The following is a 25,272-nucleotide window of genomic DNA, read 5'->3' on the forward strand; positions in this document are numbered from 1 at the left end:
TTTGTATCAGTCAAAAAACTTTTCTACTTCCTCCCTGACTATGACATATTGAAATAAATCCCCGATTTTTCCATCTTTGATATAGGCATGCCTAAGGATGGCCTCCGGTTCATAGCCTGAGTTTTCAAGCACTTTCATACAAGGTACATTGAAGTCATACACCTGCGCATAAATTCTCAATACTTCCGGGAATTTTTCCAACGCATATTCTGTAAAAAGCTGCAAAGCTTCAGTGGCAATGCCCTTGCCCCAAAAAGCTTCTCCAAGCCAAAAACCAACCTCCATATTGGTTCTCAATTCATTTTTACCAATTTCACAACCTACCGAACCTGCTAATCTTCCTTCAAATTCGATGGCAAAATTTTGAGGAGGATTGAATTTTTGATTATGCTCTATCCAGTGACGGGCATCATGGATGGTATAGGGAGATGGGAAACTATCTCTTAGATTTTTAGCGATTTTTGGATTGTTGGCAATAGGATAAAGATGATGGTAATGTCCTTCATTCCACGTAACCAAACATATATTTCCTTTTCCCTGTAATTTCATGCAAAAATTATTTTTAAAGCATTAAGATAAGTCAGTTTTATGAGTTTCTGTAAAAATTAATAGGGTTTATTTGAAAGCCGTGAGATTTGAGACGTGAGATAAGAGACTTTAGACACAAGACACAAGATACAAGACTTCGGAAAATCCCTGTACCCAAATCTTCATTTAAAATAAAAATCCCCATTCCTTCTTAGTTTATCGGTAATGTCACCCTTATCCCTTATCCTTTCTCCTTCATCCTTCTTCCATTCCGGTATTTTTCATTTTTTCAAGGTTTTCGGCAAATCTTAAGGCTGAAATAAACTCTTCAATATTGCCATCCATGATATCCGGAAGGTTATAAACCGTTTTGTTGATTCTATGGTCTGTTACCCGGCTTTGAGAATAATTATATGTCCTGATTTTGTCAGACCGATCTCCACTTGCCACCATGGACCTTCTTTGGGCGCCCACTGCTTCATTGTGTTTGTTCAGCTCTATTTCATAGAGACGGGAACGAAGTACTTTTAAGGCTTTTTCAAAGTTTTTGATCTGGGACTTTTCATCTTGACAGGTTACTATCAGTCCTGTAGGGATATGGGTAAGCCTAACTGCAGAATACGTCGTATTTACAGATTGTCCACCTGGTCCGGAAGAACAATAAGTGTCCTTGCGAATTTCATTCATATTGATATTGACCTCCACTTCATCCATTTCAGGAAGGACTGCAACGGTAGCAGCAGATGTATGTACTCGGCCCTGGGTCTCAGTAGCAGGTACTCTTTGGACCCTGTGCACACCTGACTCAAACTTCATCATCCCGTACACATCCGCTCCGGTAATGGTACTGATTATCTCTTTGTAACCTCCCGAAGAACCGAAAGTCAAATCGAGTACAGTCAATTTCCAGCCCTGTTTTTCACAGAATCTTTCGTACATCCTGAAAAGATCTCCGGCAAAAATAGCCGCTTCATCTCCACCTGTACCGGCACGGATTTCAAGAATACAATCTTTGGAATCATTTGGATCTTTAGGAATCAATTGCTGTTTCAGCTTTTCTTCCAGTTCTCCTTGTCTATCCTTCAATTCGTCCAGTTCAATTTTTGCCATTTCCCTGAAATCCGGATCTTTTTCTTTGTCCAAGATTTCTTTTGTACTGGTAATATTTTCCAATACATTTTTATAATCATCATATAAAGCCACCACTTTTTCCAGATCCTTATATTCCTTGGTCAACTTGGTATATTTGGACATGTCTGACATGGCATCGGGCTGTATGATGAGCTGGCCAACTTCGATAAACCTATCTTTCAGCGCTTGTAATTTGTCAAGCATAAATCTTTTTTTAATGAGAAGGGCAAAATTAGCAAAAATATCCATAGTAGGGATTTTGGATTTCAACACTCCGCTCTTGGGAATCTTCCTATCTTTGTCCTTTCAAAAGAAAAAATATGAAGCTCTTTACCAATACAGTCTATGCCGTAGTGCATGCCATAGATGAAATTTTTAATCAAAACCGCTACGCCGATAAGGTGATAGAAAAAACCCTCAAATCCAACCCCAAATGGGGTGCAAGAGATAGGGGATTTATTGCTGAATCGGTATATGATATGGTGCGTTGGTGGAGGTTGATCAATTTTTTGAGCCCCTCCAAGGACAATTATCAGCTTTTTGGTACCTATTGGTTATTGCAGGGAAGGACACTGCCTGACTGGAAAGAATTCAAAGGTCTGGATTCAGATACCATCCACAGGAAATATGAAAGGCTGAATAATAGAGCAGTGATCCAATCTATCCCGGACTGGCTGGATGAAATGGGCGCCGAACTCTTGGGCGATAAATGGGAGGAGGAAATCAACACCCTCAATCAGCAGGCCGAAGTTGTACTGAGGGTAAATACCCTTAAAATTACCAGGGAACAATTGATGAACCGCTTGGCTGGGGAAGAAATAGAGTCTTACGCCCCTAAGGGATACAAAGACGCCTTGGTCCTGGCCAAAAGGCAAAATGTTTTCAAAAATGCCGCTTTTAAGGAAGGGCTTTTCGAAGTACAGGACGCTTCTTCCCAGCTGGTTTCTGCGGCATTGGATGTGGAACCGGGCATGCGGGTAATTGATGCCTGCGCAGGGGCTGGAGGTAAATCTCTGCATTTAGCGGCATTGATGCAGAATAAAGGCAGGATATTGTCTATGGATACGGAGGGCTGGAAACTTCAAAATACTAAAATAAGAGCAAGACGAAATGGTATCAGTATCATCGAACCAAGAGTGATTGAAGGGAATAAAACCATCAAAAGACTGAGTGAATCCGCTGATCGCCTGCTTTTGGATGTTCCCTGTTCCGGATTGGGTGTATTGAAAAGAAATCCTGACACCAAATGGAAATTGACCCCTGAATCAATAACAAAAGTTCAGGGAATCCAAGAAGAAATTTTACAAAATTACTCTTCCATGGTGAAAAAAGGAGGTATCATGGTCTATGCTACCTGCAGCATATTACCTTCTGAAAACCAGCATCAGGTGGAGAAATTTTTGGCATCTGAAAAAGGAAAGGAGTTTGAGCTTTTGGAAGATCAGAAAGTTTTGGCCCAGGAAAGTGGGTTTGATGGGTTTTATATTGCTAAGTTGAAGAGGAAAGAAGCTTAAGAAAAAGACTTTTATGGTTTTTCGTATTCAATGTTCTTTTTGACCGATGTCAGATGAACCGCCACAGAGGGCAGGCCGATGTTGGGTAGGTGGAGGAAGGAAGTGTATTTTGTAAACCTGAGAGTGGTTTCTTGCACTTTGAAAAATCATCAATTCTGAAAGGAAAGAATAGGAATGCGGCTTTGGCCCATTCTCAAACAAGTGCAAAGCATAAATAGGCTTTAGCCAAAAGTAATAGCTCAGGTTTTGGATTGAAAGAGGAGATTGCCCAGTCAAATTTTTTTCAACTAATTTAAAGACTGCTGTAGAATTTTTGTAGTTTTAATCAAACTCTAAAATCAACCCAATCATGTCTACACTAGAAGCCGTATTTGGAATGGCCAGCATATTGGCCTTTTTTTCCTGGATTACCTTATTTATTTTTTATCCACGCAAATGGATTTATCAAACTTTATTTTCGGGAGTGTTTATCATTTTAGCATTGACCTATCTCTTTTATATTGTGATGGGACTTGGAGGAGATTCGGAAGGTGGATTTGGTAGTTTGGCCGAGGTCAAAGCTCTTTTTGGTTCAGATGAAGCCTTGTTGGCAGGATGGATTCATTATTTGGTATTTGATCTTTTTGTAGGCATGTGGATTACCAAAGATGCCTGGGAAAAAGATATCAACAGGTGGATTGTTTTTCCCTGTTTGATTCTCACATTTATGTTAGGCCCGGTGGGATTGTTGACTTATTTTCTAATTCGGGGAATAAAACTTAAAAAATTAAATCAAAGTCCTTTTCATCCATGAATCTGATAAGGGAAGTTTATAGGCGGAGTCCCAAGTTAGGATGGTTTGGAACTATAAATTTTCTTTTGCTTTTCTTTATGCTTTGTATTTCATTTTTCGATGAAAGGATTTTGTTCGGGATAAGCGTATGGTTCAAACCCATGAAATTTGCTATATCCATTGGAGTTTTTGCATGGACCATTGCATGGTTCCTTTATGAATTGCCACAAAAGCATAAAGTCAATAAGATTGAATGGGTTATTATTTTAATGTTGTCGATCGAACAGGTTATCATCATCGGTCAGGCTGCAAGAGGAGAAATGTCTCATTTCAATATCAGTTCGCTTTTCAACGGCATACTTTTTCAGATTATGGGGATAGCGATTTTGATAAATACAATTATGGTTTTTTGGGCCTTTTTATTATTCAGAATAGTTGATACACTCCCATCAGGGTATAAAATTGGGATACAATTTGGCATGTTGATATTTATTGTTGCAAGTTTAGAGGGCTATTTGATGGCTGCAAACCTAGGCCACACTGTTGGTGCACCTGATGGTCAGGAAGGAGTATTTTTTCTGAATTGGGCCAAATCTTATGGGGATCTCAGGATTTTTCATTTTCTCGGATTACATGCGCTGCAGGTTTTACCCCTGTTTGCCTGGTATTTTTCGAGAGACAAATCCATACCGGTCATTGTATTTGGAACCATATATTTCCTGCTTTCTTTGGGCACTTTGTGGAATGCCTTAGCTGGAAGGGGAATTTCGATGATATCCTAAACCTGTAAGGATGGTTTGAAATCATTAATCGGAAAATGTAAAGATCTCCTCGGGCCATGAACTGGCGATAACCAAAGAAAATTCCTTTTCTAAGATGGAATTGGTACTAAACATGAATTTTATTTGACATCGGTTTGATTGGCATTGGAAATTGTGTGTATCTTTGACGGGCAAATAGGGTTACCTAACCAATATTTGCTATGAATCGAAATCACGATAAATTCCTCTTTGAAGCACTCACCTACGACGATGTGCTTTTAGTCCCCGGATACTCTGAAGTCCTACCGCGCGACACCAACACTTCCACTCAACTTACCAAAAACATCAGACTGAATATTCCTTTGGCTTCTGCCGCTATGGATACGGTTACAGAAGCTGAATTGGCAATTGCCATTGCATTGGAAGGTGGAATTGGCTTTATCCATAAAAATATGTCCATTGAGAAGCAGGCCGCACAGGTAAGGAAGGTGAAGCGTTCTCAGGCAGGGATGATTTTGGATCCCATTACCTTGGATATCAATTCAAAAGTAAGAGATGCTGAAGCCATTATGCGTGAATTCCATATTGGGGGTATTCCTGTTGTGGATGATAAAAGAACGCTCATGGGTATCATCACTAACCGGGATCTTCGCTTTATCAAAGATCCACATGTCAAAATCAAAGATATCATGACCAAAGAAAACCTTATCACTGCCAAGGCGGGGATTTCTTTGGAGCAGGCAGAGGAAATTCTTCAGGAATATAAAATAGAAAAACTTCCCATTGTCGATGAAGAAAATAAATTGACCGGATTGATCACTTACAAGGATATTTTGAAAAGAAGGGATAAGCCACATGCATGCAAGGATGAATTCGGAAGATTACGGGTAGGCGCAGCTGTTGGGGTTACTGCTGATATTGTTGAGCGGGTGGATGCCCTGAAAAATGCCGGAGTTGACGTAGTTTCAATTGATACCGCTCATGGCCATTCAAAAGGCGTGATGGATACCTGTAGAAAAATTAAAGAAACCTTTCCGGATCTGGATGTCATTGTAGGAAATATTGCCACACCGGAAGCTGCCTTGGCATTGGCTGATGCCGGGGCGGATGCAGTAAAAGTCGGAGTGGGTCCGGGTAGTATCTGTACCACCAGGGTGATTGCAGGGGTAGGAGTTCCACAGCTTTCTGCAGTTTTTGAGTGTGCCGAGGCTTTGAAAGGCAAAAATGTCCCCGTCATTGCAGATGGCGGTATCCGATATTCCGGTGACTTGGTCAAGGCCATTGCCGCAGGTGCAGGATCAATCATGATAGGTTCCCTCTTGGCAGGAACAGAAGAAGCACCTGGAGAAATGATTATTTTTGAAGGAAGAAAATTTAAATCCTACAGGGGAATGGGTTCTTTGGAAGCCATGGAATCAGGATCAAAAGACAGGTATTTCCAGGATGCTGAAGACAATATTAAAAAACTTGTTCCTGAGGGAATTGTAGGCAGAGTCGCTTACAAAGGTCTTGTCTCAGAGGTTTTATATCAATTGGTAGGGGGCTTGCAGGCCGGAATGGGCTATTGTGGTACCAAGACCATTGAAGACTTGCAAAAGGACGGAAAGTTTGTAAAAATTACCGCAGCAGGAGTCAAAGAATCTCATCCACATGATGTAAGTATCACCCGTGAAGCGCCAAATTATTCTGCGAAGATGTAATTTAAACGATGAAAAATAGCCTTCTAATTTTCTGCATGGTAATTCTGATTGCCGGATGTTCCGAAAACAGAAAACCTAAATACCCTGAAAAACCCTTGGGTTGGGAGAAGCTTGATACGCCTACCAAATCTTCTCTGAGGGGCCTTTCTCCATTGACAGAAAAGATAATTTGGGCAAGTGGATCCAACGGCACCTGGTTAAGAACGCTTGATGGAGGCCTTACTTGGGATTTTGGTATTGTTGATGGATTGGATTCTGTCGATTTCAGAGATATAGAGGCGATTGATGCCAATATAGCCATAGTCATTTCATCAGGTCAGCCTGCGGTCATCTACAAGACCAATGATGGTGGTAAAAATTGGGAAAAAAAATTCCAGGGTACTGAATTTGATTTTTATGATGGAATGGCTTTTCATAAAAAGAGAGGTTATGTTATAGGAGATGTAGTTGATGGCAAATGGATTTTGATCGAAACCAGAGATGAAGGAGAAAACTGGAGTCTTCTGGAATTGTCACCATCCGGTCCTCCGGGAGGGGGCTCCTTTGCAGCAAGCGGTTCAAGTATTTTAGTTGATAATGAAAATATCTGGTTTGCAAGTGCTGGGAAAAACAGTAAAATATATCATTCTAGAGATAACGGTTATACTTGGGAAGTTTATTTTGCTCCAATTATCCAGCAGGAGGACAGTCATGGTATATTTTCCATGACAAAATTGGGAGGCGGGGTTATCGTTGCAGTGGGTGGGGATTTCCAGACGATAAATGAAAACGGAAAAAATTTGGTTATTTCTTCAGATCAGGGTCAAACATGGCGTTCCGGAAGTGGTACTCCCCCATCAGGATACCGTTCCGGAGTGCAGTACTTTCCAAGATTTCATTGGCTGGTAACTGTCGGACCTAATGGTACTGATTTTTCAAAAGACGGCGGAGATAACTGGGAAAAATTTTCGAATGAGGGGTTCCATGCTGTAAAACTCGATAAAACAAGCAGTTCTCTTTGGGCTTCTGGTAATGATGGTAGGATAGCAAGGCTTATGCATTGATTTGATACTGTTTTTGTCATAAACCCCATTAATTTCACCAAACATTTTCATGGAGGTTTGCCGAATTCTGTTTTCTTGTATTATCTTTAAATCCGATCTGGATTAGAATATTGCATTATTCTGATCGAATCCCTGACATAAGAAATCCTTTTTAAACCTATTGAATTATACAACTATGTTTGATATTATCCCATCTATCTGGCTGATCAACGGCAAATGCGTCCGTTTAAAAAGGGGTGATTTTGCGACCCAGGAAGTGATTTCCAATAATCCTTTGGAAATAGCAAAAGCATTTGAAGACCATGGGGTAAGATGGCTTCACCTAGTAGACCTCGATGGAGCGCGCCGGGGGGAACCAAAAAATTACCATATCTTGGAGGCCATTTCCGGATACACTGATTTGATCGTGGACTTTACAGGAGGTATTTCCACCGATGGAGATGTCCTTAAAGCATTTGAATTTGGTGCAAAGACAATCACAGCGGCTTCAGTTGCCGCTTCCTATCCCGAAAGATTTGCCCAGTGGTTGGTTTCCTATGGTAGGGAAAAAATCATTCTGGCAGCAGACACCAATCCAGTGGACTTGAAAATAAAAACCAGAGGGTGGCTGAAGAAAACTGAAATTGATCTTTTTGATCATATAGAGTTTTTTTACGAAAGGGGCCTCAAATACCTCAAGGTCTCAGATGTGACCCGGGACGGAGTCATGGAAGGACCGAATTTTGACCTCTACAAAAAAATCGTAGGCAAATTTCCCAAAATCCATTTGGCGGCCAGCGGCGGAGTCAGAAGCATTGATGACTTCAAACGACTAAAGGATATGGGCGTTACGGCAGTGGTCTTTGGAAGGGCTTATTACGAAAACTTAATCAGCCTTGCTGATTTGGATAAATTTATGGCAGAGAATGTTTAAGGCTGGTTTTTAACCAGCTTTATTTTTTGATATTCAATAATCCATTTTTAACTCAGTAAGTACAGGTTTCTTTTCTTTTATTCTTTTCAATTCCAGCTGATAAAGATACTCTCCCAACTCTGCAAAAAAGGGAAAAGCAATTTCTTCATATTCATAAGTATCATCATTGAGCGTTTCGTTGGCATTGGTGTAGATGACTGCTGTAACGAAAAACTCAATGTCATTTTCAAAGTCTACAAAATAGGAACCATCCAAAAGATGCCCGTAGGCATTTCCGGTTTTATTGAAAATCCTAAACTGAGCTGGAATCGGGTTTTTGTCAGTACCGAATTTGTAAAACTTTGAATAGCTGTCGTAATAATCAGGAAGGTCATATTTGGGGTAGTCACTTTCACCTGGCAACATGGACATGTATCGGAGGATAAATTTCCTGTCTTCCTCGGTTATGTTGAAACGCTCATTTGGTGCAAACAACTCCGGAAATACAATCCTTTTGACCACCCCATGAAGATCCGATAAGGCAAATTTATTTTTAAAGGTAAAGTCCATCGGTTCTTCAATCAGTTCGTCTTTGCTATAATAGGCGTTTCCTATTTTCGGATGGTCAAGGTTTGCATAGACACTTTCAGTTTTCCTTTCGGGAATATCAAGGATAATTTCACCCTCTTCATCCCGAAAACTGATAGGATTAAAGTACCTGTTTTCCTCTTCACTCATCGGCATACTCAACCTATGATTGATTATGGTATGGTTCATGCCTTTTTCCTGCATTTTGGAATTGATATAATCCTGACCTAGCAGTTCATAGAGTCGGTTATAGGCATCATTGTCGCTGACCAATAGGATTTTCTTGATGTAATGGGCGATACTGGGCAGCAGATTGCTTGCAGTACTATCGTAATAAGCCGGAAATTGAGATGGCCGTACCGAGTCCGTTAACATCACACTATTTGCAGTCAGGCCGTCAATATCCTGTTCGCCGAGCCATTCGAGAGCCAAAATGGCCACAGGCAATTTGACTGTGCTGGCGGGATAGAAATATTTGTTGTCATTGAGCCTGAAATCAAATTCTCTGAAAGAAGGCATATTGTTTTCATCCCGGTTTATTTGGGTGTACAGAATCTGAACTTGAAATGAATCCGGGTTTTGAATTACTTTTTTAAGGACAGGATAGGTATCTGGGATATCTCCAAATGGATTTTGATCTTTGGATTGGCAGGATAAGAAAATTGATATACAGGTCAATAAGCTGAGGGAAATACTATTTAAGCGCATGGAATATTTTTTTTAATTGATGATATTGATCCAACTGTGTTAAGATATGAAATCCTAGAATAGAATAATTCAAACATTAGCCAAAGTCCCTTTAGAGACACTATATGGGTAAAATAAAATAATCAATCAAACGGTATTTATGCCATTAGGCCTGACTGTCTGGTAAGCAGGCGCATTATATATTAGGTACCTAAAGGCACCTCTATCTTTAATAATAAACCACTTTCTACCCATATTATGTCCCTAAAGGGACATTAAACCAATTTACATCTTTATCCCAAACCTGACAATACTTTATGCAAGTGGATAAGATCTTCAGGGTAATGTGCAGCAGAAACCACGATCCTGTTGGTAAGTGGATCCGTGGGGTTTGGATACGGGAATGACGAAACGAGAATACCTGACTGTGACAACTTTTCAGGCCATGACTGATCTGAAAATGAAAATACCGGGTAAGATTCTTTAAAGTGGAAACAAGCCATGTCAGCTATCAAATTTTTGAACAAACTGACATTTTGCACTAGCTTTTGTTGCTGCTGCTGATAAAGGTGCTTTGCTTGGAGAAAAGCCTGTAAATATCCCGGCCCAGGGGGAGATGAGGACCGGAAAATATTGGTGTTAGTAATTTCATCAATCGTAATAGAATCACCAAGGATTATTCCCGCAGGTAGAGATAAACCCTTGTTTAATGAACCGGAAACCAATAAACGAACAGGCAAATGCCTCCATTGACTATAGGTCCCAAAAAGCCCATTACCCAATACCCCAAAAGCATGGCTGTCATCTATCAATAATGTATAATCATGTTTATCAGGAAGATTTTTAATCCATTCAAAATGATGAATTGTAGGTTTTAGAGGGTCTACTGCATTGGCCAGAATCAGAATTTTTGAACTGGGCAATTCTATGGCTTTTCTCAAGCAGTACTCCGACCATGTGGTATGATCCAAAAAAGGATCAGGGTTTATTCCTTCCGGCAAAATTGCAGGATGGGTATCCGGGGCCACAAATACATGTTCTGCCTGTTTGGATAAGAACTGAACTGCTGCTACACCTGCAAGAAATCCACTGCTCCAAACAATGGCTTTTTCTGCTCCGGCTTTTTCTGCAAAATAGGTTTCAAATTGACCGTAAATATGCAACCTGACATTGTTGATCCTGCTGAGTCCATGGCTTATGCCATATTTGGAAATTCCGTCCATGATCAATTTTTCAAATTCCGGAACATTACCCATGCCCAAATAAGCTGTGCCACTGAAGAACAGGTATTCTGATCCATGATAGCTGACTGTTCGATTTATTTTTGATTGTAGCTCAAATGGTTGCATTGGTGTAATGATTTGGTGAGATATCTCAAGCAATTACAGAACAGAAAGAAACGAAAAACAAAAACCTTGTCAAAACTAAATTACATTACCTTATAAACTCAATCAAGAATACGCCTTTATTAGTTAATTTTTCATTTATTTGTATCCTGGTAATCCGCTATTTGGATTTAATGCATCATTTAGTTTCCCGTTATCACCACATGTCCTTTCGCTTTAAGTATCATCATCTTTTTATATTCCTCTTATTGTTTGTATCTCTGACTTTGAATTCCTGTCAGGATACCCTTTGCGGATGTGAAAGTTTTGAAAACATTTACTCCAACGATTTTACAAAATTGGACTTGGAGAATTTTGAAAACGGAAGACTTTTTATTTTTAGAGGGGATACCCTTTTAGGCAATTACCATAATGAAGAAGTCTCCGTAACCATTCCCGGTCTCCCCTTTCACAACACAGTAAGGGTCACCATTGAATTGTGGATTCATGACACTTGGGATGGAAATGTAGATGATGGTTTTGGAGGACCGGATTATTGGTACATGAAGGTAGACGAATCAGAAGTGGTCAGGACTACATTTTCTAACTCTCCCTGTGAATCCACATTTTGTTTAAGACAATCTTTTCCAAATGATTATTTCCGACAAAACTTACCCAAAACTGATGCTTTTCAAACACTTATTCCCGGTCTTTGCGTTTTTGCAGCCCTGCCCAACTATACCAGTAAATACAGGGTGACAAGATTGGTGAAACATGAAGGGTCAACTTTAAAGCTCACTTTAGGAGATGAATTGATGCAGACAAATGTCCCTGATCCCAAATGTGATGAAAGCTGGTCAGTAGGAAAAATAGAACTATCCACCTTTGTAGTGAGGTAAAATTGAGAAAGCAACATGAATAAAAATATTTTCCTTTTTCTGTTTTGTTTTTTCTTACTGGCACTGCCTACTAAGGAGGCTTTTTCTCAAAGCATCCCAGTGGGAACACCGGTTTTGGAAGAATACATGCGGAGGATGCAGTTATTGGGAATATTGGATGAAAATCCTTCTTTCCTGATCCGACCACTCCATCCCGTTCATGGCTTTGATAGGAAGGTGGGCTTTGATTTGGACAGTACTTTTACTGATTTGGACTCCTCTGAATTCCATAGGTCCTTTAACCTAAAAGAGGATAAAAAAATTGAAATGTTGGTCTTGCCGATTACCAACAGAACGCAGTTTACCTCAAACTATTCTTTTGGCATGAATGATGGGCCCATGATTCCCAACAGGGGTCTGCAGAATGTCTTCAGTGCAGGGTTTTTTTCCCAATATGGCAAATTCAGTCTACAGTTACAGCCTGAAATCGTAATTGCCCAGAATAAGGATTTTCAGGGATTTCCAATAGAACACCAATCCACCATTTTGTATTATTATGAATACCTGAACAGGATTGATATGCCTGAGCGTTTTGGTTCGGATACTTATACCCGTCTTTTTGCAGGTCAGTCAAGTTTTAGATTCAACCATAAAGCCTATTCACTTGGCATATCTACCGAAAACCTCTGGTGGGGACCGGGAAAAAGAAGTTCTCTGCTGATGAGTAATAATGCTCCGGGATTTCTTCACTTCACCTTCAATACTTTAAAACCCGTTGAAACTAAAATCGGACATTTTGAATGGCAGTTGATGTCGGGATTTTTAAGAAGTACTGATTATCTGCCCCCGCATTCGGACTATGTTTTCCAACAAAATCAAGTGTATTTTCCGAAAAGGGAAAATGGCAACAGATATATTTCAGGATTAATCTTCAACTATCAACCCAAGTGGGTCAAAGGCTTATTTCTTGGATTTGCTTCTGTAAACCACATGTATAGTGCTGACATGGAAACCTTTGCGGATTACCTACCCATTTTTAATGGGGAAAAAGGACTTAATAATGTTTTCAATCCGGTCAGAGATCAAAGACAGCAATTTAGCTCAGCGTTTTTCAGATGGCTCAGCCCAGAAGGACATTTTGAGTTTTATGGTGAATACGGAACAAGGGGAAACAGTCAAAGGGCGGCGGATTTCATTGTTACACCTGAAAAAAACAGGGGATTTACTTTTGGATTCTCCAATCTTATGCCTTTGAACAAAGAGAGACAATTTATACAGATCAGTGCAGAAATGACCCAAACCGGTCAGACAATCAGACAAAGTATCCGTGATTTGGATACCTGGTATATTCACGATCACGTCAGGCACGGTTATACCCATCAAGGGCAGGTTTTGGGGATGGGATATGGACCTGCAGCCAATGTCAACTGGGTAGAATTGGCATGGACAAAAGATTTCAATAAAATCGGTTTCCAGTTTGAGCGGGTGGTTTACAACAATGATTTTTATAATTTCCGTTTTGAGGCTTCCAAAGACTGGAGAAACAAATATGTGGATCTCGTTTATTCTCTTGTCGGAGATTGGCGGTTTGGCAATTTACTGCTAAACGCAAACTTCCAATATGTCGACACATTTAATTACAAATGGTACTTGGAGAATGTGCCGGATATCTATTTTGTCCCTGGATTGGACAAAAAGAATTTTGTCGTAAATGTTGGTGTCGCTTATATTTTGAAATAATGCTCCCCTTTTATAAGTATATGAATCTCAATAACCTCTTTTCGATTGGTTAGACCTATTCTTTTTGTAGAACAAATATTCCTCCACCTTGTTTTAATGTCATTTCTTCCGTTTCCAAGTTGAATTCTAAAGTTAATCCTGCCCTGGAAAAGCTAAATGTATGGTTCCCTTCGGCTTCCAGTACAAAAGAAGGTTGCCCCGTTGCCTGTCCGACCAATGTGTTGTTTTCTTTTGAAATGGTAATTTTCAAAGGAAAGCTTGGGCTACTGTAAATTCCCAAATACCTTTCCAGTTCCTCTGTAGTAAGTGTAATGTTCTTAAAAACCGGAATTCCATAATCTTTGCCAAAATATGCACTCAATGCTGCTATCGCCGCTTGATTGGGATCAAAGGTACCTCCATTGACAGACATCGCAAAACTGAATTTTTCCTCAGGAAAGTAACTCAACATGGATTTGAATTCATCGATTCCTCCTGTATGCCCATAGGATAGCTTATCATAAAACGGAATCTTGAACAAACCTCTTCCAAAGTTATCCTTCATTTCCTGCATTAGATTTAAACTGCTCTGAGAGATGATTTTCCCTGCAAAAAGTCCCTCAATGAACTTTGTCAGGTCTTCTGTGGTAGAAACAATTGCTCCTGCACCTAAGGGAATACTCATGTCTGTATCCGCTTCTTTTACCCATTTGTCGGTAAATTTATAAGAAAAGGCTTCATTGTCTGCAGTCGATGTTTTCTTCCCTAAATAAGTGTTTTCTAATCCCAATGGACCTGTGATATTTTTTGATAACAAATCTGCGTAATCTTCCTTGTAAACATCCTCCAATATCCAAGTCAGCAAGACATAATTGGAATTGCTGTAATCAGCCTTGGTGCCAGGTTCAAAATCACTTCCCCCCTCAATGATGATGGTGTACAGACTTTTTCTAGATTTAGGTGTAGTATTCCATGACAGATAATCAGGGTCAGAAGTAAAGCTATGGATTCCGCTTCTGTGATTCATGAGTTGGCTGATACTGATCTTTTCGGAGTTTTTAAGTTCAGGGAAAAATCCATCAATTGTTTGATCCAACTGAATTTTCCCTTCTTCAATTGCCTTAAAAATAAGAGCGGCTGTAAACATTTTTGTAATAGACCCTACTCTAAATCGGCTGTCAGAACTCAAAGGAATTTGTTGGTCGATGTTCGCATAGCCAAAAGCCTTTTGATATATGATTTTCCCATCATTGGCCATGGTAATGCTTCCCATCAGTTTGTTATTGGAAGCCAAAGTTTCAAAGTAAGTATCGAGTTTTTCCCGATCGAAGCTTTGTGCCTTCACAGCCACGGCAATGAAACTGATCAAAACAATTGTTAGAAGCTTTTTCATATTTTTTGGATGTTATATTGATTATCTATTCATAATTTTCCAAGGAGGGGTATGCCAATTTATTTGGCATACCCCTCTTAGGAAAATTAATCCAGTCTGTTTCTCTCTTCAGCACTTCCACTTCTATTGGAAACCCTGAAATTTTCTCCTTGGGCAAATTTATATCTTAAGGTGAACCTGATTCCCTGATTGCTTCTGTATTGTTCAAATCTGGTATCAATATTATCAAACTGGACATTTGCCCGGATGAATTGGGTCCTGAAGAGATCTGTCCCGTTTACTGAGATTGTCATTTTATCTTTCATGATGCTTTTGCTCAGTCCGGCATCAACCCATCCAAATCCCTTGATAAATGCTTGTCCATATTGAGAAGGACCGATATACATGCCCATTACTTCCGCTTTGAATCCAGCTGGGAGGCTTATGGTGTGCTGAGACCTTAATGTAAAGGAAGTCTGCGAGACATCAAGCAACGCATCTCCTATCATAGATTTCCAGCTGGAATTGTTAATCTGAAGCATATTGCTGGTATTCCACCACGGTCTGATTTCCACAGGTATCATGGTCCTGAAGTTCCAGGTCTGGGCTTTTTCTAAATTTTCAGTGAATGTGGTAGTGGTCCGGGTTTCTTCATCTTGGGTAAAGATTTGTTGAAACACATCGGTGGTCAAGGAATAACCCAAAGTAAACTGGTAGGCCCCTTGAATGACATGGTTCATTTCCAGGTTGTGTGCATATTGTGGCCTTAGATTTGGATTTCCCTGTTCTGTTGTCAAAGGATCAATGTAGTATACAAATGGATTCAACAACCTGTAATTTGGCCTGGAAATCCTTCTGTTGGCATTATATACAATTTGGTAGTCTTTACTCACCTGATGTTGTACAAAAAGGCTTGGAAAGAGGTCTATATAGTTTTGTTTGTCCACTCTGTCCAAGGTTACCGATGTCCCGGTAATATCTGAGTATTCTGTTCTCAATCCAGCCTGGAAACTTACTTTCTCCGAAAATTTACTTTTGTATAGAGCATAAGCGGCCAAAACATTTTCTTCATAAATGAAGTAATTGCTGTTTGGGTCAGGAGTGAAAGGTTCCTCTTCGATAGCTTTGCTGAGATCAAGGATATTGTCAGATTTTACCCAACTCCCTTTTAACCCGGTTTCCAATACTCTTCCTTTGCCAAATGGTTTGGTAAAGTCAACTTTGGCAGTAAAGATGCTATAGTCCATGTCGTTCAAGGTCAAAATATAATCCCGCTGTGATTGGATTTCATTTTCATTGATCCAGTTATTATTGGTCAACAAAGAGCTGCTGTTGGATCTCATCCTGGTATAATCCACATCAGTGGTCAGTTTGGTTCCGGCAGAATCCAAAAGACCTATATAATGGAAATTTCCAAAATATCGTTGGTTTTCTGAGTCCGCGTCATTCAAAGATCTGATGAAGAAAAGGTCTGTTGTACCCGGGTTATTTATTTCTGTTAAAGATTTACCTATGTTATCACCGTTGTTTTCAGATAACTGAACATTGACCCCTAAAGAATGTTTGGAGTTGATTTCATAATCAGACCCACCTGTAAAAAACAGATTTCTGTTTTTCATCGTGATCCTGCTATTCTGATCAAAATTTGAAATTCCTTCGGATAACTCGAAGTTTCGGTTGATATTCAGGTCATTATGGAAATTATACTCATTGTAGTTTAGACTGGCATTATTTGTCCATTTTCCTTTTTTCATGTTGAGCGACATGCCTGTATTGGGTGCAAAAAGACCATTGTATAATCCCCCTACCTGAACATTGCCGAACATGCCATCAATGTTGTTTTTCTTCAATTTGATATTGATGATACCGGCAGATCCTTCTGCATCAAAATTGGAAGTAGGATTGTTGATAAGTTCTATACTCTTGATATTATCCGCAGGCATGGTACGGAGAAAATTTGCCAAATCATTGGCACTCATATAGGTTTGGCGGTCATTGATCATTACGATTACGCCTGACCTTCCATTTAGGTTGATATTGTCATTTTGGTCCACATATACACCTGGAGATCTGGCGATGACATCCAAGGCTGTATTGCCTTCTGCCATAACGGTTCCTTCAACATTGATGATGGTTTTGTCCGCTTCAATGGTAATTTCAGGCCTGTTCGCTTTTACCGTTACTTCACTGAGATTGCCGATTTCCTCTTTGATAGAGAGTATTCCAAAATCCTTGGAAACTCCAGGTTTGATTTCAAAAACATCTGATTTAAATGTTTCAAAGCCAATGGAAGAAACGACCAATTGGACTTTCCCTGATCTGACTGACTCAATCTTAAATACACCTTCTTCGTCAGTGACCGAACCTGTCAAAAGTGAACCTGATTCGGCTTCTATCAAGGCAACATTGACAAAGGGGATATTTTCTCCTTTTTGGTTTTTGACTTGTCCGTTTATTTGGGCCACCTCCTTGGCGGCTAGATTGCTGAGGCCAAAGAAGAAAAAGAACAGTGTTACAAAAATCTGGGTTGAGCTTTTCATTTCTGAGTTGGTTTAGTTTTCATTGAATTGTACCAACTGTATTGAAAATCCAGTGCCAAAAGGAATATTATTTTATAAACATTTGATAATCAAATAAATAAGTAATAAAGATGAAAATTTAGTGTTTCAAAAACGTACACAATTACCGTTCGGTAAAGGCACAAAAAAACCTTGGAAATCAAATTCCAAGGTTTTTCAGTATCGTTATACCACTCAATTATTTAGCAGCAGCGTATCTTTTGGCTACTTCCTCCCAATTGACTATGTTCCAAAATGCGGCTACATAATCAGGTCTTCTGTTTTGATAGTTGAGGTAATAAGCATGTTCCCAAACATCAAGGCCAAGGATAGGAGTGCCTTTGACATCAGCGACATCCATTAAAGGATTGTCCTGATTGGGGGTTGAACTTACTACCAATTCCCCATTTGCCACTGAAAGCCAAGCCCATCCTGAACCGAATCTTGTAGCAGCAGCTTTACCGAATTCTTCTTTGAAAGCATCAAAAGAACCAAATTTTGAGTCGATAGCCGCAGCCAAAACGCCACTTGGATTACCACCACCATTTGGTGAAAGTATGGTCCAAAACAAGCTGTGGTTGTAATGTCCGCCACCGTTGTTTCTTACTGCGGCATTGGATCCTGCAACTTTCATCAAATCCTCCAGGCTTTTGCTTTCCATATCTGTACCGGCTATTGCGTTGTTCAGATTGGTAACATAACCGTTGTGGTGTTTACCGTGGTGGATTTCCATTGTTTTTGCGTCAATATGCGGCTCGAGCGCATTAAAATCATAAGGTAATTTTGGAAGTTCAAAGGCCATTTCTTGTAAAGTTTTATGGTTAAACATTAAATAATTTCTTTGTGATTGTCACGTTTAAGCAACCATCAAAAGGGGAAAATGGTTCTAAATTCCTCAAAAAGGATTCAATTTCTTAATTTTTTAAAAAAATCATCCAAAAGCTGCTTGGATTCTTCTGCCATCATACCTGATTTAACTATTGTTCTAGGGTGAAGTAGATTTTCACTTATTCTTGAAAATCCTCTTTTGGGATCAGATGCAGCGTAATGGATCTCTCCCAATTGTGCCCAAAAACAGGCACCAGCACACATAACACAGGGTTCAAGGGTTACGTACATTTTACATTCAGTGAGGTATTTGGCCCCCAGTGCATTTTCGGCAGATGTGATAGCCAAAATTTCTGCATGGGCGGTCACATCAGTCAACATTTCTGTTTGGTTATAGGCTTTGGCTATGATTTTATTTCGACAGACGATAATGGCACCTACAGGTATCTCGTTTTCTTCAAAGGCGATTTTGGCCATTTTCATGGCCTCATTCATAAAATAGCTATCCGAATAGATTTCCATATCACAATGTAAGCATCCCTAAATATTGAGGCTTAAGCCTCCATCAAAAATCTCATGTCAGAAAAACCACTTGATTTTTATCTGAACATATCAAAGACTTCTTTTCTTACACCATCATTGATAATCAAGGCAAGAATGAGGGAAACCAAAAGGCCTATTGTAGCTTTTAAAAGGTCTTTTCTTGCAAGGTACAAGGCCCTGAAAAGTCGTGCTTTTCTCTTTTCAAGTTTTTTGGATTTTGCCAGCGCGATGGCCAATTCCCTGCCACCCAATAAACCGATAAAAACCCAGGTAGTACTCATGGGGACGTTGTTGAGCATTTTGAAATAGAACAGGATAATGGCATACACAAAATCCACTAAAGTTGCTGCCCGTACATCAGTGACACGGGTTTTTTCATTGACAATACCCTGTATCCTGTCTCCTTTCATGTAAAACAAAAATCCCAATCCCAGAAAAACAAATCCGGTGTATCCCAAAAACTCCCAAACATTTAATTGCCGGGGTAAGAAAACTGCAATGTTGGCAGCATCCTGCATAATCCAGACAGCCCATAAAGTCCCTGAGGTGATCCATTGCAATACATACCAATAAGGTTTGGCTTCCCCCTTCAAATAGGTCTCAACAAATTTTTCCAGAATAAACCAAACTATTATCGCAATGACGAATGCTAGAAGATAACCCACAAAGGATTTTTGCATCACATCGAGGATTGTCCCGGCTTTATAAGTGAAAACATTCAGCAGTAAAAAAGTAGTGGAAACAGGCATCCTCATTCTGGTCATGACCAAGAGAACGATGGGTGCTGCAAGTTGTAGAAAAACAAAATTTTCAGGAGCACGGTCCAAACCAGGTACCTGTAATCTCTCATAAGTGACATCACCATTAAAAGCAAACCAACTGTATGTGACCGTTCCTACAAATATTAGCCCCATGAAAAGCCAAAGCCAATACCACTTTTTAGTTTGATTGGATGCGATGAATGTACCGATGGTCTGAATACTGTCATTGGCGATTGCAGAGTATGCGGCAAGGAAAAAGCCAAACCACATTGCCAAATAGGTATAAGGAGTAATAATTCCGGCAATGGAAATAAGAATACAGACTACTAATAAAAAGGATTTTTCTTTTTTTGTGAAATCAAAAAGTGAATAGGCTGCTTTGGATAAAGCGTCCTGATTTATGTTTTGGTCTTTAAGTTTGGCCATATAAGGGTTGTCGGAAGAATTTTAAATCCCGTGCAAATTTAAAGAAGATTATTTGGCTATAATATTAAGAAATTGTTAAGCCAAGTTTTTTTAATTATTTTTATCAAACAGATGATTTTAAAACCAAAAGTTGATATTAATACAAATTTTGCACCCAATAAAGAATTCGGGCAATAATTTATGGTTCCAAAGCAAATAAAGCCATTATTTGGACATTATTTTAATATTAACAAAAGTTTCATATCAAAACAGCTTTATTTACATGGGTTTCCAGTTACTTTGCACTTGATTTAATAGAAGTTTGACCCCTTCATGCAAGGGGTTTTTGTATAAATGACCGAACTGAAAAAATCCGTTTTGCAGCAAAATAAGGGTTGGACCTTTATACAAATGCTAATTGCATTTGTGCTGTTTATGTTTTCTATTGATTTGCTGACCATGTCTATGCTCAGCATCAACAGTCAATTGGCGGAGGAATTGTTTCAGGCCACCAATAATCCTTTTGTAGGACTTTTTGTAGGACTTTTGATGACTGCATTGATTCAAAGCAGTTCCACAGTGACAGCGATGATAGTAGCTGTGGTAGCTTCAGGTAATCTCACTTTGATGCAAGCGGTACCTCTGGTAATGGGAGCCAATATAGGAACTACAATCACGAGTACTCTGGTAGCTTTTTCCTTTATCATGAAAAAAACAGAGTTCCGAAAAGCACTTTCAGCAGGGGTACTGCATGATATTTTTAATATCCTTACAGTGATTATTTTATTGCCTTTGGAAATCTATTTCGGTTTTTTGACTGAGTCAGCGGTGTTCCTGACCAAAACATTCTTTGACCAGAATCAGAATTACGATGTTCAATATACTTACAACATCTTATTTACAAGGCCACTTACCAATTGGGTGGTGGAATTTATCAATTCTCCAATCATCAGTTTGGTCTTGGCTGTAGTTTTGGTTTTTGTTTCCATTAAATTTCTATCAGTCACCGTATTTAGAACTTTTGTTTCCAAAAATTACAACAATCTAGGCAAATACATTTTTAAACAACCCTATATTGCATTTGTGTATGGAATGTTCTTTACTGCGGCTGTACAGTCCAGTACAGTCACCACCTCCCTTATTGTACCTGCTGTTGCCAACAGAAAAGTATCTTTGGTAAAAGTATTTCCCTTTATCATCGGTGCCAATATAGGGACCACAATCACTGCGGCAATTGCTGCTATTTACAAAACAGAAGCCGCCATCAGTATTGCCATAGTACACTTTCTGTTCAATTTATTCGGGGCTTTATTCTTTATGCCTTATTCCGGGATCAGAAATATTCCTGTAAAAATTGCCACTTTTTTGGGTAAAGAATCTGTCAAGTCCAGAATTGTAGGTTTTGCCTATATATTATTGACATTTTTTCTTATTCCCTTTTTGTTGATTTATTTCAACAAAGATGACAGTTTTCCAAATATGGAAAAAGATAGAACCGAATCACCAAAAACAGAGATAGTCGTTAAAAATCCGGGTGAAGATTAAGAATCTATTTTTCTTGCATCATTTACGATCTGAACACCTGAACTAGTTCCAAGCCTATCTGCACCGGCTCTAATCAATGCAATTGCTTGGTCCAAGCTCTTGATGCCACCGCTGGCCTTGATTCCGACATTGCTGGGCAAGTGCTTTCTCATAAGCCTGATATGTTCCTCTTTTGCACCTTCCGGGGCAAAACCTGTGGAGGTTTTTACATAATCCACTCCGGAATCAGCACATATTTCGCAGGCTTTGATGATTTCAGTATCGTCAAGATAAGCCGTCTCTATGATTACCTTGAGTATTCTGTCGCTGTCATGGCATAATTGTGATAACCTGGCCAATTCAATTTTGGGCCAGTTCATTCCTGCCTTAAAAGCGGTAATGGACCATACCACATCGATTTCGTCAGCACCGTTTTTGATCAGTTGCTCTGTTTCAAATAATTTGGTTTCGGTCAGGTTATATCCCAAAGGAAAGCCAACCACACTGACCAACTGAATGTCTGACTCTCCTATTTCTCTTTTGGCTTTTTTAACCCAGAAAGGGGGCACACAAATACCTACAAAACCAAACTCTTTGGCATCCCTTACCAAGCCCTCAATGTCAGCATCGGTGGTTTGAACTTTGAGAACAGTCTGTTCAATGTATCTTTCAATGTTCTTCATAATCTTCTGATGGTTCTTTTCCAGCTACATAATCTTTCAGGTAGATAAATTCTATGGTAAGGTCTCCATTTTTAGTGATAGTGGCCTGGTCAAGAATGGCAGATTCTTCCTTCAATAATTCGGGTACGAGATGCTGCATCAATTGGGTTCCGAATTCCTCAGAGGCATCTCTGGGAAGCTCTGTCGGGAGGTTATCAATGGCCATCAAAGAAATACTGCTTTGCTTTCCGAAGGCAGGTAATTCTGAAAAGGATTCTCTATCTATATCATATACTGGATCGAGGATAGTGCTTGGCCTTGTTGTAGTAGGAATTGAACCGTTGATATCACAGGTAATATCAGCTATAACCGATATTGAAAAATCTTCAGATTTAATATCCAGGGGATTAAACAATTTTGGAGCGCGATGATCCCAATAAGCTGCTGCAATAAGTATATCACTGACTTCCGCATATTTAAGAAAATGACTTTCATACAAGCCGGGTGAACTATAAAACTCCTTCTGATCGTAACCGCCGTCTGTTTTACGTCGGTTGTAATCTTCACAGGACAAAACGGAATATACAGCCTCGTCAAAATATTGCTGTAAAAACTCTTTGGTTCCGACTTTTCTGATTCCGACCTGATCCAGAATTTCCATTACTCCATGGGCAACCCTACCCGTTCCTGTCACTATGATCTTAATGGGAGGAAGCTGAACCTTTAGAAGTTCCTGGTGAATTTCAGATCTGTCAAAACAGAGATAAGCCCTCTTTAAATCAAATAATCCGCTTTTTTTACCATAAGTCCAAAGACCATTATATGCGCCGACTATTCCTGCCCATCTGCCAAACGCTACCGTCCTGTTGCCTTTATGGTCCTTAAGAACCTCATAATCCAAAAGGGTAATTCCCTTGTCCAAAACAGCCCGGAGCAAATCTCTGTTATTTGCCTGTTCTTTGATAGTATGGGAGAAAAAAAGATATTTTTTACCAGGGACCAATTTATAAACAGGGACTTCTTTGATTCCCATCAAAAGGTCACAAAATGAAACATCATCTAAAACTTCAATTCCTTCAGCGGTATATTCTTCATCGGAAAAACATCTAATCGGGCTGGATTCTACATAGAAAGAAAGCTTGCCACCATACTGTATAGTCAATTCAGACAATTGACGTGGAGTAAATGCCACTCTTTTGTCTGCGGGGATTTTACATTCTTTTATTAAACCTATCTTCATGGATTTTGGATTACTTTGATAGAAATTTGAAAAATCTAATTTAGATATTCATTTTGTTGACAGAGAATCCCAAGTGGATAAATTTTCTTTTTGAATTTTGTTTAAGGATATTCGTGAAAAAAGAAGCAGCATGTCCTATTTGATTTTGGTATTACTTTGGGTCTTATTCTATTTTTTTCATTCTGTTTTTGCCAGCCTCAATATAAAAAGAAAATTTAAAGCGGTAATGGGAAGATACTATATATGGTATAGATTACTTTATTCAATTTTCGCCACATTCCACTTTCTGCTGATTTTTGTTTATTCAGCAACTTTAATCGAACAAAGAATGCTTAATCAATCTCCATTGTTTACATATATTGGATATATGTTGGCAGGGTTGGGGACGATTATTTTAGTCAAGTCCTTCAAACATTTCAGTAATCTGAAGTTTGTCGGATTGACTTTGCATGATGATTTGAAAGAAAAGGAAAAACTGATCACCAAAGGTATTCATGAATATATCAGGCACCCAATTTATACCGGATTGATTTTGATTTTCTTGGGATATTTTTTTTATCAACCATCACCAAGTTCTATGGTACATTTTATCATGTTGCTTGCCTATCTCCCCTTTGGAATACACTTTGAGGAGAAAAAACTTATAGCAACTTACGGGGAGGATTACAGGAAATATAAAAAAGCTGTCCCATCGCTCTTCCCTTTTAAACTAAAAAAGACCGCTTAAAACGGTCTTTTTTATTAATCCAATCCTTTGAAATCCACTTCAAAGACCAATACTGAGTTTGGCGGGATTCTGGGATTTGTTTCACTGTCCCTATACCCATAGGGTGAGGGTATTATTATAATCCCTTTGGAACCACTTTTAAGATTTCTAAAACCGAAGTTGAATCCTGTGATAGCTTCTGAACCGCCTTGAGTAAATTGAAACAAACGGTAATTTCTATTTTCAGAGAAAATACCGTTTTCTATGGCCACAGATTCAATGCTGGTATCAAAGACTGAACCATCGAGTAAGCTGCCGGTATAATCTGTAAAGATAAGGTTACCATTTACTGGTCTTACTCCATCTCCTTCCTCCTGAACAATGACTACTACACCTGTGGGGTCGTGGACCCTATATAAACTGTCTATTGGTGTATTGAGTAGATATTCGTCAATAATTATTCTATCTCTGGCCAGATTACCCTCACTGTCATAAACCGGACCAAAAGGATTTGGAGCTTCGCAGGCAAAACCTATTACCAACAATAAAATCAGTGAAACTAAGGATATGGTTTTTTTCATTGATTTATCTTACTATTCATCTTTAATTGGCACTTGCAAAAGATTAATTTGAAAAACAAGTGGGGAGTTTGCCGGAATATCATTTTGAGGCCTGGAGCCATAGCCATATAGAGAAGGGAAAATCACCGTGGCAATATCACCTTCCTCCATTCTGGATAGAGCAAATTCAAAGCCAATAATAAGACCGGTAACCCCAAAAATCATCTTGAAAGGTTCGTAAGTCCTATTGGGATTGAACATATTGTTGGCTCTTGCTACCGAATCAACGGAGGTATCAAAAACAAAATTATTCAACAATTTACCAACATAATCCACACTTATAGTATCACCTATAGCAGGAAGATTTCCACTACCTGAAGTTTCTTGCCAAAAAATCCTTATACCTGTAGCAGGGTCAATGAATTCTTTGACAGCGGGGATATCGTTCTCAGAAATGTATTTTTCAATCTGCTCCAGATTTCTTTGGAATATTACTTGGTCATTTTCACTGTCTGATACACAGGAAGAAAAAAAACCCAGTACTGCGATAACTATTAAGCTTAATCTATTCATTC

At 39.2% G+C, this 25,272-nt stretch carries 23 protein-coding genes; 10 read left to right on the plus strand and 13 right to left on the minus strand.

Features of this window, described 5'->3' with window-relative positions:
* Positions 1-6 precede the first annotated feature (6 nt).
* Positions 7-549: a GNAT family N-acetyltransferase gene (locus B9A52_RS05775; protein ID WP_084119400.1), complete on the minus strand. Its 543-nt coding sequence runs from the start codon at positions 547-549 to the stop codon at positions 7-9.
* 234 nt (positions 550-783) lie between these two features.
* On the minus strand, positions 784-1,863 hold the full coding sequence (gene prfA, locus B9A52_RS05780; RefSeq protein ID WP_084123411.1) for a peptide chain release factor 1: 1,080 nt from the start codon (positions 1,861-1,863) through the stop codon (positions 784-786).
* Positions 1,864-1,979: 116 nt separating this feature from the next.
* On the opposite strand from prfA, the gene B9A52_RS05785 reads away from it, so the two are divergent.
* From B9A52_RS05785 to B9A52_RS05810, 6 genes are all read left to right on the plus strand, one after another.
* Positions 1,980-3,173: an RsmB/NOP family class I SAM-dependent RNA methyltransferase gene (locus B9A52_RS05785; protein WP_084119401.1), complete on the plus strand. Its 1,194-nt coding sequence runs from the start codon at positions 1,980-1,982 to the stop codon at positions 3,171-3,173.
* A gap of 349 nt (positions 3,174-3,522) precedes the next feature.
* Positions 3,523-3,966 (plus strand): ABA4-like family protein, encoded by a 444-nt coding sequence (locus tag B9A52_RS05790; RefSeq protein WP_084119402.1) that lies wholly within the window; start codon positions 3,523-3,525, stop codon positions 3,964-3,966.
* 140 nt (positions 3,967-4,106) lie between these two features.
* Positions 4,107-4,727: a hypothetical protein gene (locus B9A52_RS05795; RefSeq protein ID WP_231955504.1), complete on the plus strand. Its 621-nt coding sequence runs from the start codon at positions 4,107-4,109 to the stop codon at positions 4,725-4,727.
* A 200-nt stretch (positions 4,728-4,927) separates the two neighbouring features.
* Complete coding sequence (guaB, locus tag B9A52_RS05800) at positions 4,928-6,406, plus strand: IMP dehydrogenase (protein WP_084119404.1); 1,479 nt, start codon at positions 4,928-4,930, stop codon at positions 6,404-6,406.
* 8 nt (positions 6,407-6,414) lie between these two features.
* Positions 6,415-7,449 (plus strand): YCF48-related protein, encoded by a 1,035-nt coding sequence (locus tag B9A52_RS05805; protein ID WP_084119405.1) that lies wholly within the window; start codon positions 6,415-6,417, stop codon positions 7,447-7,449.
* A 175-nt stretch (positions 7,450-7,624) separates the two neighbouring features.
* A complete protein-coding gene (locus B9A52_RS05810) occupies positions 7,625-8,362 on the plus strand; it encodes a 1-(5-phosphoribosyl)-5-[(5-phosphoribosylamino)methylideneamino]imidazole-4-carboxamide isomerase (protein WP_084119406.1) in 738 nt (245 codons plus the stop codon).
* 33 nt (positions 8,363-8,395) lie between these two features.
* Here B9A52_RS05810 and B9A52_RS05815 read toward each other — a convergent pair whose 3' ends face one another.
* Entirely contained in the window at positions 8,396-9,637 is a 1,242-nt protein-coding gene (locus B9A52_RS05815) for a serine hydrolase (RefSeq protein ID WP_084119407.1), read from the minus strand.
* Positions 9,638-9,909: 272 nt separating this feature from the next.
* Positions 9,910-10,965: an aminotransferase class I/II-fold pyridoxal phosphate-dependent enzyme gene (locus B9A52_RS05820; RefSeq protein WP_084119408.1), complete on the minus strand. Its 1,056-nt coding sequence runs from the start codon at positions 10,963-10,965 to the stop codon at positions 9,910-9,912.
* A 200-nt stretch (positions 10,966-11,165) separates the two neighbouring features.
* On the opposite strand from B9A52_RS05820, the gene B9A52_RS05825 reads away from it, so the two are divergent.
* Positions 11,166-11,840, plus strand: coding sequence for a hypothetical protein (locus tag B9A52_RS05825; protein WP_084119409.1), 675 nt, complete (start codon positions 11,166-11,168; stop codon positions 11,838-11,840).
* A gap of 15 nt (positions 11,841-11,855) precedes the next feature.
* Positions 11,856-13,559, plus strand: a complete 1,704-nt coding sequence (locus B9A52_RS05830; RefSeq protein ID WP_084119410.1) for a capsule assembly Wzi family protein — start codon at positions 11,856-11,858, stop codon at positions 13,557-13,559.
* Between the two features lie 55 nt (positions 13,560-13,614).
* On the opposite strand, the gene B9A52_RS05835 is transcribed toward B9A52_RS05830, so the two are convergent.
* The 5 genes from B9A52_RS05835 to B9A52_RS05855 all read right to left on the minus strand — a co-directional run bounded on the left by B9A52_RS05835 (position 13,615) and on the right by B9A52_RS05855 (position 20,026).
* Positions 13,615-14,931: a serine hydrolase domain-containing protein gene (locus B9A52_RS05835; RefSeq protein ID WP_084119411.1), complete on the minus strand. Its 1,317-nt coding sequence runs from the start codon at positions 14,929-14,931 to the stop codon at positions 13,615-13,617.
* Positions 14,932-15,017: 86 nt separating this feature from the next.
* Complete coding sequence (locus B9A52_RS05840) at positions 15,018-17,450, minus strand: outer membrane beta-barrel family protein (protein WP_084119412.1); 2,433 nt, start codon at positions 17,448-17,450, stop codon at positions 15,018-15,020.
* A gap of 217 nt (positions 17,451-17,667) precedes the next feature.
* On the minus strand, positions 17,668-18,270 hold the full coding sequence (locus B9A52_RS05845) for a superoxide dismutase (protein ID WP_084119413.1): 603 nt from the start codon (positions 18,268-18,270) through the stop codon (positions 17,668-17,670).
* A 104-nt stretch (positions 18,271-18,374) separates the two neighbouring features.
* Positions 18,375-18,818: a nucleoside deaminase gene (locus B9A52_RS05850; protein ID WP_084119414.1), complete on the minus strand. Its 444-nt coding sequence runs from the start codon at positions 18,816-18,818 to the stop codon at positions 18,375-18,377.
* Between the two features lie 77 nt (positions 18,819-18,895).
* The gene (locus tag B9A52_RS05855; RefSeq protein WP_084119415.1) at positions 18,896-20,026 is read right to left on the minus strand and encodes a hypothetical protein; all 1,131 of its coding nucleotides are present in this window, start codon (positions 20,024-20,026) and stop codon (positions 18,896-18,898) included.
* A gap of 390 nt (positions 20,027-20,416) precedes the next feature.
* Between B9A52_RS05855 and B9A52_RS05860 the strand changes: the two genes are divergently transcribed.
* Positions 20,417-21,550 carry a Na/Pi symporter gene (locus tag B9A52_RS05860; protein ID WP_231955505.1) on the plus strand — a complete coding sequence of 378 codons (1,134 nt, stop codon included), beginning with the start codon at positions 20,417-20,419 and terminating at the stop codon, positions 21,548-21,550.
* Here B9A52_RS05860 and deoC read toward each other — a convergent pair.
* Positions 21,547-22,212, minus strand: coding sequence for a deoxyribose-phosphate aldolase (deoC, locus tag B9A52_RS05865; RefSeq protein ID WP_084119417.1), 666 nt, complete (start codon positions 22,210-22,212; stop codon positions 21,547-21,549). The two genes, B9A52_RS05860 and deoC, sit on opposite strands and share 4 nt — an antisense overlap.
* The gene (locus B9A52_RS05870; RefSeq protein ID WP_084119418.1) at positions 22,199-23,431 is read right to left on the minus strand and encodes an NAD(P)-dependent oxidoreductase; all 1,233 of its coding nucleotides are present in this window, start codon (positions 23,429-23,431) and stop codon (positions 22,199-22,201) included. Before B9A52_RS05870 ends, deoC begins: the two co-directional genes overlap by 14 nt.
* Positions 23,432-23,528: 97 nt before the next feature.
* Between B9A52_RS05870 and B9A52_RS05875 the strand changes: the two genes are divergently transcribed.
* A complete protein-coding gene (locus tag B9A52_RS05875) occupies positions 23,529-24,158 on the plus strand; it encodes a methyltransferase family protein (RefSeq protein WP_317045536.1) in 630 nt (209 codons plus the stop codon).
* 14 nt (positions 24,159-24,172) lie between these two features.
* Here B9A52_RS05875 and B9A52_RS05880 read toward each other — a convergent pair whose 3' ends face one another.
* Together B9A52_RS05880 and B9A52_RS05885 are read right to left on the minus strand one after the other, a co-directional pair.
* Positions 24,173-24,718 (minus strand): FKBP-type peptidyl-prolyl cis-trans isomerase, encoded by a 546-nt coding sequence (locus B9A52_RS05880; protein ID WP_084119420.1) that lies wholly within the window; start codon positions 24,716-24,718, stop codon positions 24,173-24,175.
* A 12-nt stretch (positions 24,719-24,730) separates the two neighbouring features.
* Entirely contained in the window at positions 24,731-25,270 is a 540-nt protein-coding gene (locus tag B9A52_RS05885; RefSeq protein WP_084123412.1) for an FKBP-type peptidyl-prolyl cis-trans isomerase, read from the minus strand.
* Positions 25,271-25,272: the final 2 nt, after the last annotated feature.

It is taken from the genome of Aquiflexum balticum DSM 16537 (genome assembly GCF_900176595.1).
GTDB classification, from domain to species: domain Bacteria; phylum Bacteroidota; class Bacteroidia; order Cytophagales; family Cyclobacteriaceae; genus Aquiflexum; species Aquiflexum balticum.

Excerpts from the sequence above, each read along its gene's own strand:
- B9A52_RS05850 (WP_084119414.1), bottom strand. The coding sequence starts at position 18,818 with ATGGAAATCTATTCGGATAGCTATTTTATGAATGAGGCCATGAAAATG.
- B9A52_RS05805 (WP_084119405.1), top strand. The coding sequence starts at position 6,415 with ATGAAAAATAGCCTTCTAATTTTCTGCATGGTAATTCTGATTGCCGGA.
- B9A52_RS05775 (WP_084119400.1), bottom strand. The coding sequence starts at position 549 with ATGAAATTACAGGGAAAAGGAAATATATGTTTGGTTACGTGGAATGAA.
- B9A52_RS05845 (WP_084119413.1), bottom strand. The coding sequence starts at position 18,270 with ATGGCCTTTGAACTTCCAAAATTACCTTATGATTTTAATGCGCTCGAG.
- prfA (WP_084123411.1), bottom strand. The coding sequence starts at position 1,863 with ATGCTTGACAAATTACAAGCGCTGAAAGATAGGTTTATCGAAGTTGGC.
- B9A52_RS05790 (WP_084119402.1), top strand. The coding sequence starts at position 3,523 with ATGTCTACACTAGAAGCCGTATTTGGAATGGCCAGCATATTGGCCTTT.
- guaB (WP_084119404.1), top strand. The coding sequence starts at position 4,928 with ATGAATCGAAATCACGATAAATTCCTCTTTGAAGCACTCACCTACGAC.
- B9A52_RS05840 (WP_084119412.1), bottom strand. The coding sequence starts at position 17,450 with ATGAAAAGCTCAACCCAGATTTTTGTAACACTGTTCTTTTTCTTCTTT.
- B9A52_RS05885 (WP_084123412.1), bottom strand. The coding sequence starts at position 25,270 with ATGAATAGATTAAGCTTAATAGTTATCGCAGTACTGGGTTTTTTTTCT.
- B9A52_RS05825 (WP_084119409.1), top strand. The coding sequence starts at position 11,166 with ATGTCCTTTCGCTTTAAGTATCATCATCTTTTTATATTCCTCTTATTG.
- B9A52_RS05860 (WP_231955505.1), top strand. The coding sequence starts at position 20,417 with ATGCTAATTGCATTTGTGCTGTTTATGTTTTCTATTGATTTGCTGACC.
- B9A52_RS05830 (WP_084119410.1), top strand. The coding sequence starts at position 11,856 with ATGAATAAAAATATTTTCCTTTTTCTGTTTTGTTTTTTCTTACTGGCA.
- B9A52_RS05815 (WP_084119407.1), bottom strand. The coding sequence starts at position 9,637 with ATGCGCTTAAATAGTATTTCCCTCAGCTTATTGACCTGTATATCAATT.
- B9A52_RS05785 (WP_084119401.1), top strand. The coding sequence starts at position 1,980 with ATGAAGCTCTTTACCAATACAGTCTATGCCGTAGTGCATGCCATAGAT.
- B9A52_RS05855 (WP_084119415.1), bottom strand. The coding sequence starts at position 20,026 with ATGGCCAAACTTAAAGACCAAAACATAAATCAGGACGCTTTATCCAAA.
- B9A52_RS05810 (WP_084119406.1), top strand. The coding sequence starts at position 7,625 with ATGTTTGATATTATCCCATCTATCTGGCTGATCAACGGCAAATGCGTC.
- B9A52_RS05870 (WP_084119418.1), bottom strand. The coding sequence starts at position 23,431 with ATGAAGATAGGTTTAATAAAAGAATGTAAAATCCCCGCAGACAAAAGA.
- B9A52_RS05795 (WP_231955504.1), top strand. The coding sequence starts at position 4,107 with ATGAAATTTGCTATATCCATTGGAGTTTTTGCATGGACCATTGCATGG.
- deoC (WP_084119417.1), bottom strand. The coding sequence starts at position 22,212 with ATGAAGAACATTGAAAGATACATTGAACAGACTGTTCTCAAAGTTCAA.
- B9A52_RS05880 (WP_084119420.1), bottom strand. The coding sequence starts at position 24,718 with ATGAAAAAAACCATATCCTTAGTTTCACTGATTTTATTGTTGGTAATA.
- B9A52_RS05835 (WP_084119411.1), bottom strand. The coding sequence starts at position 14,931 with ATGAAAAAGCTTCTAACAATTGTTTTGATCAGTTTCATTGCCGTGGCT.
- B9A52_RS05820 (WP_084119408.1), bottom strand. The coding sequence starts at position 10,965 with ATGCAACCATTTGAGCTACAATCAAAAATAAATCGAACAGTCAGCTAT.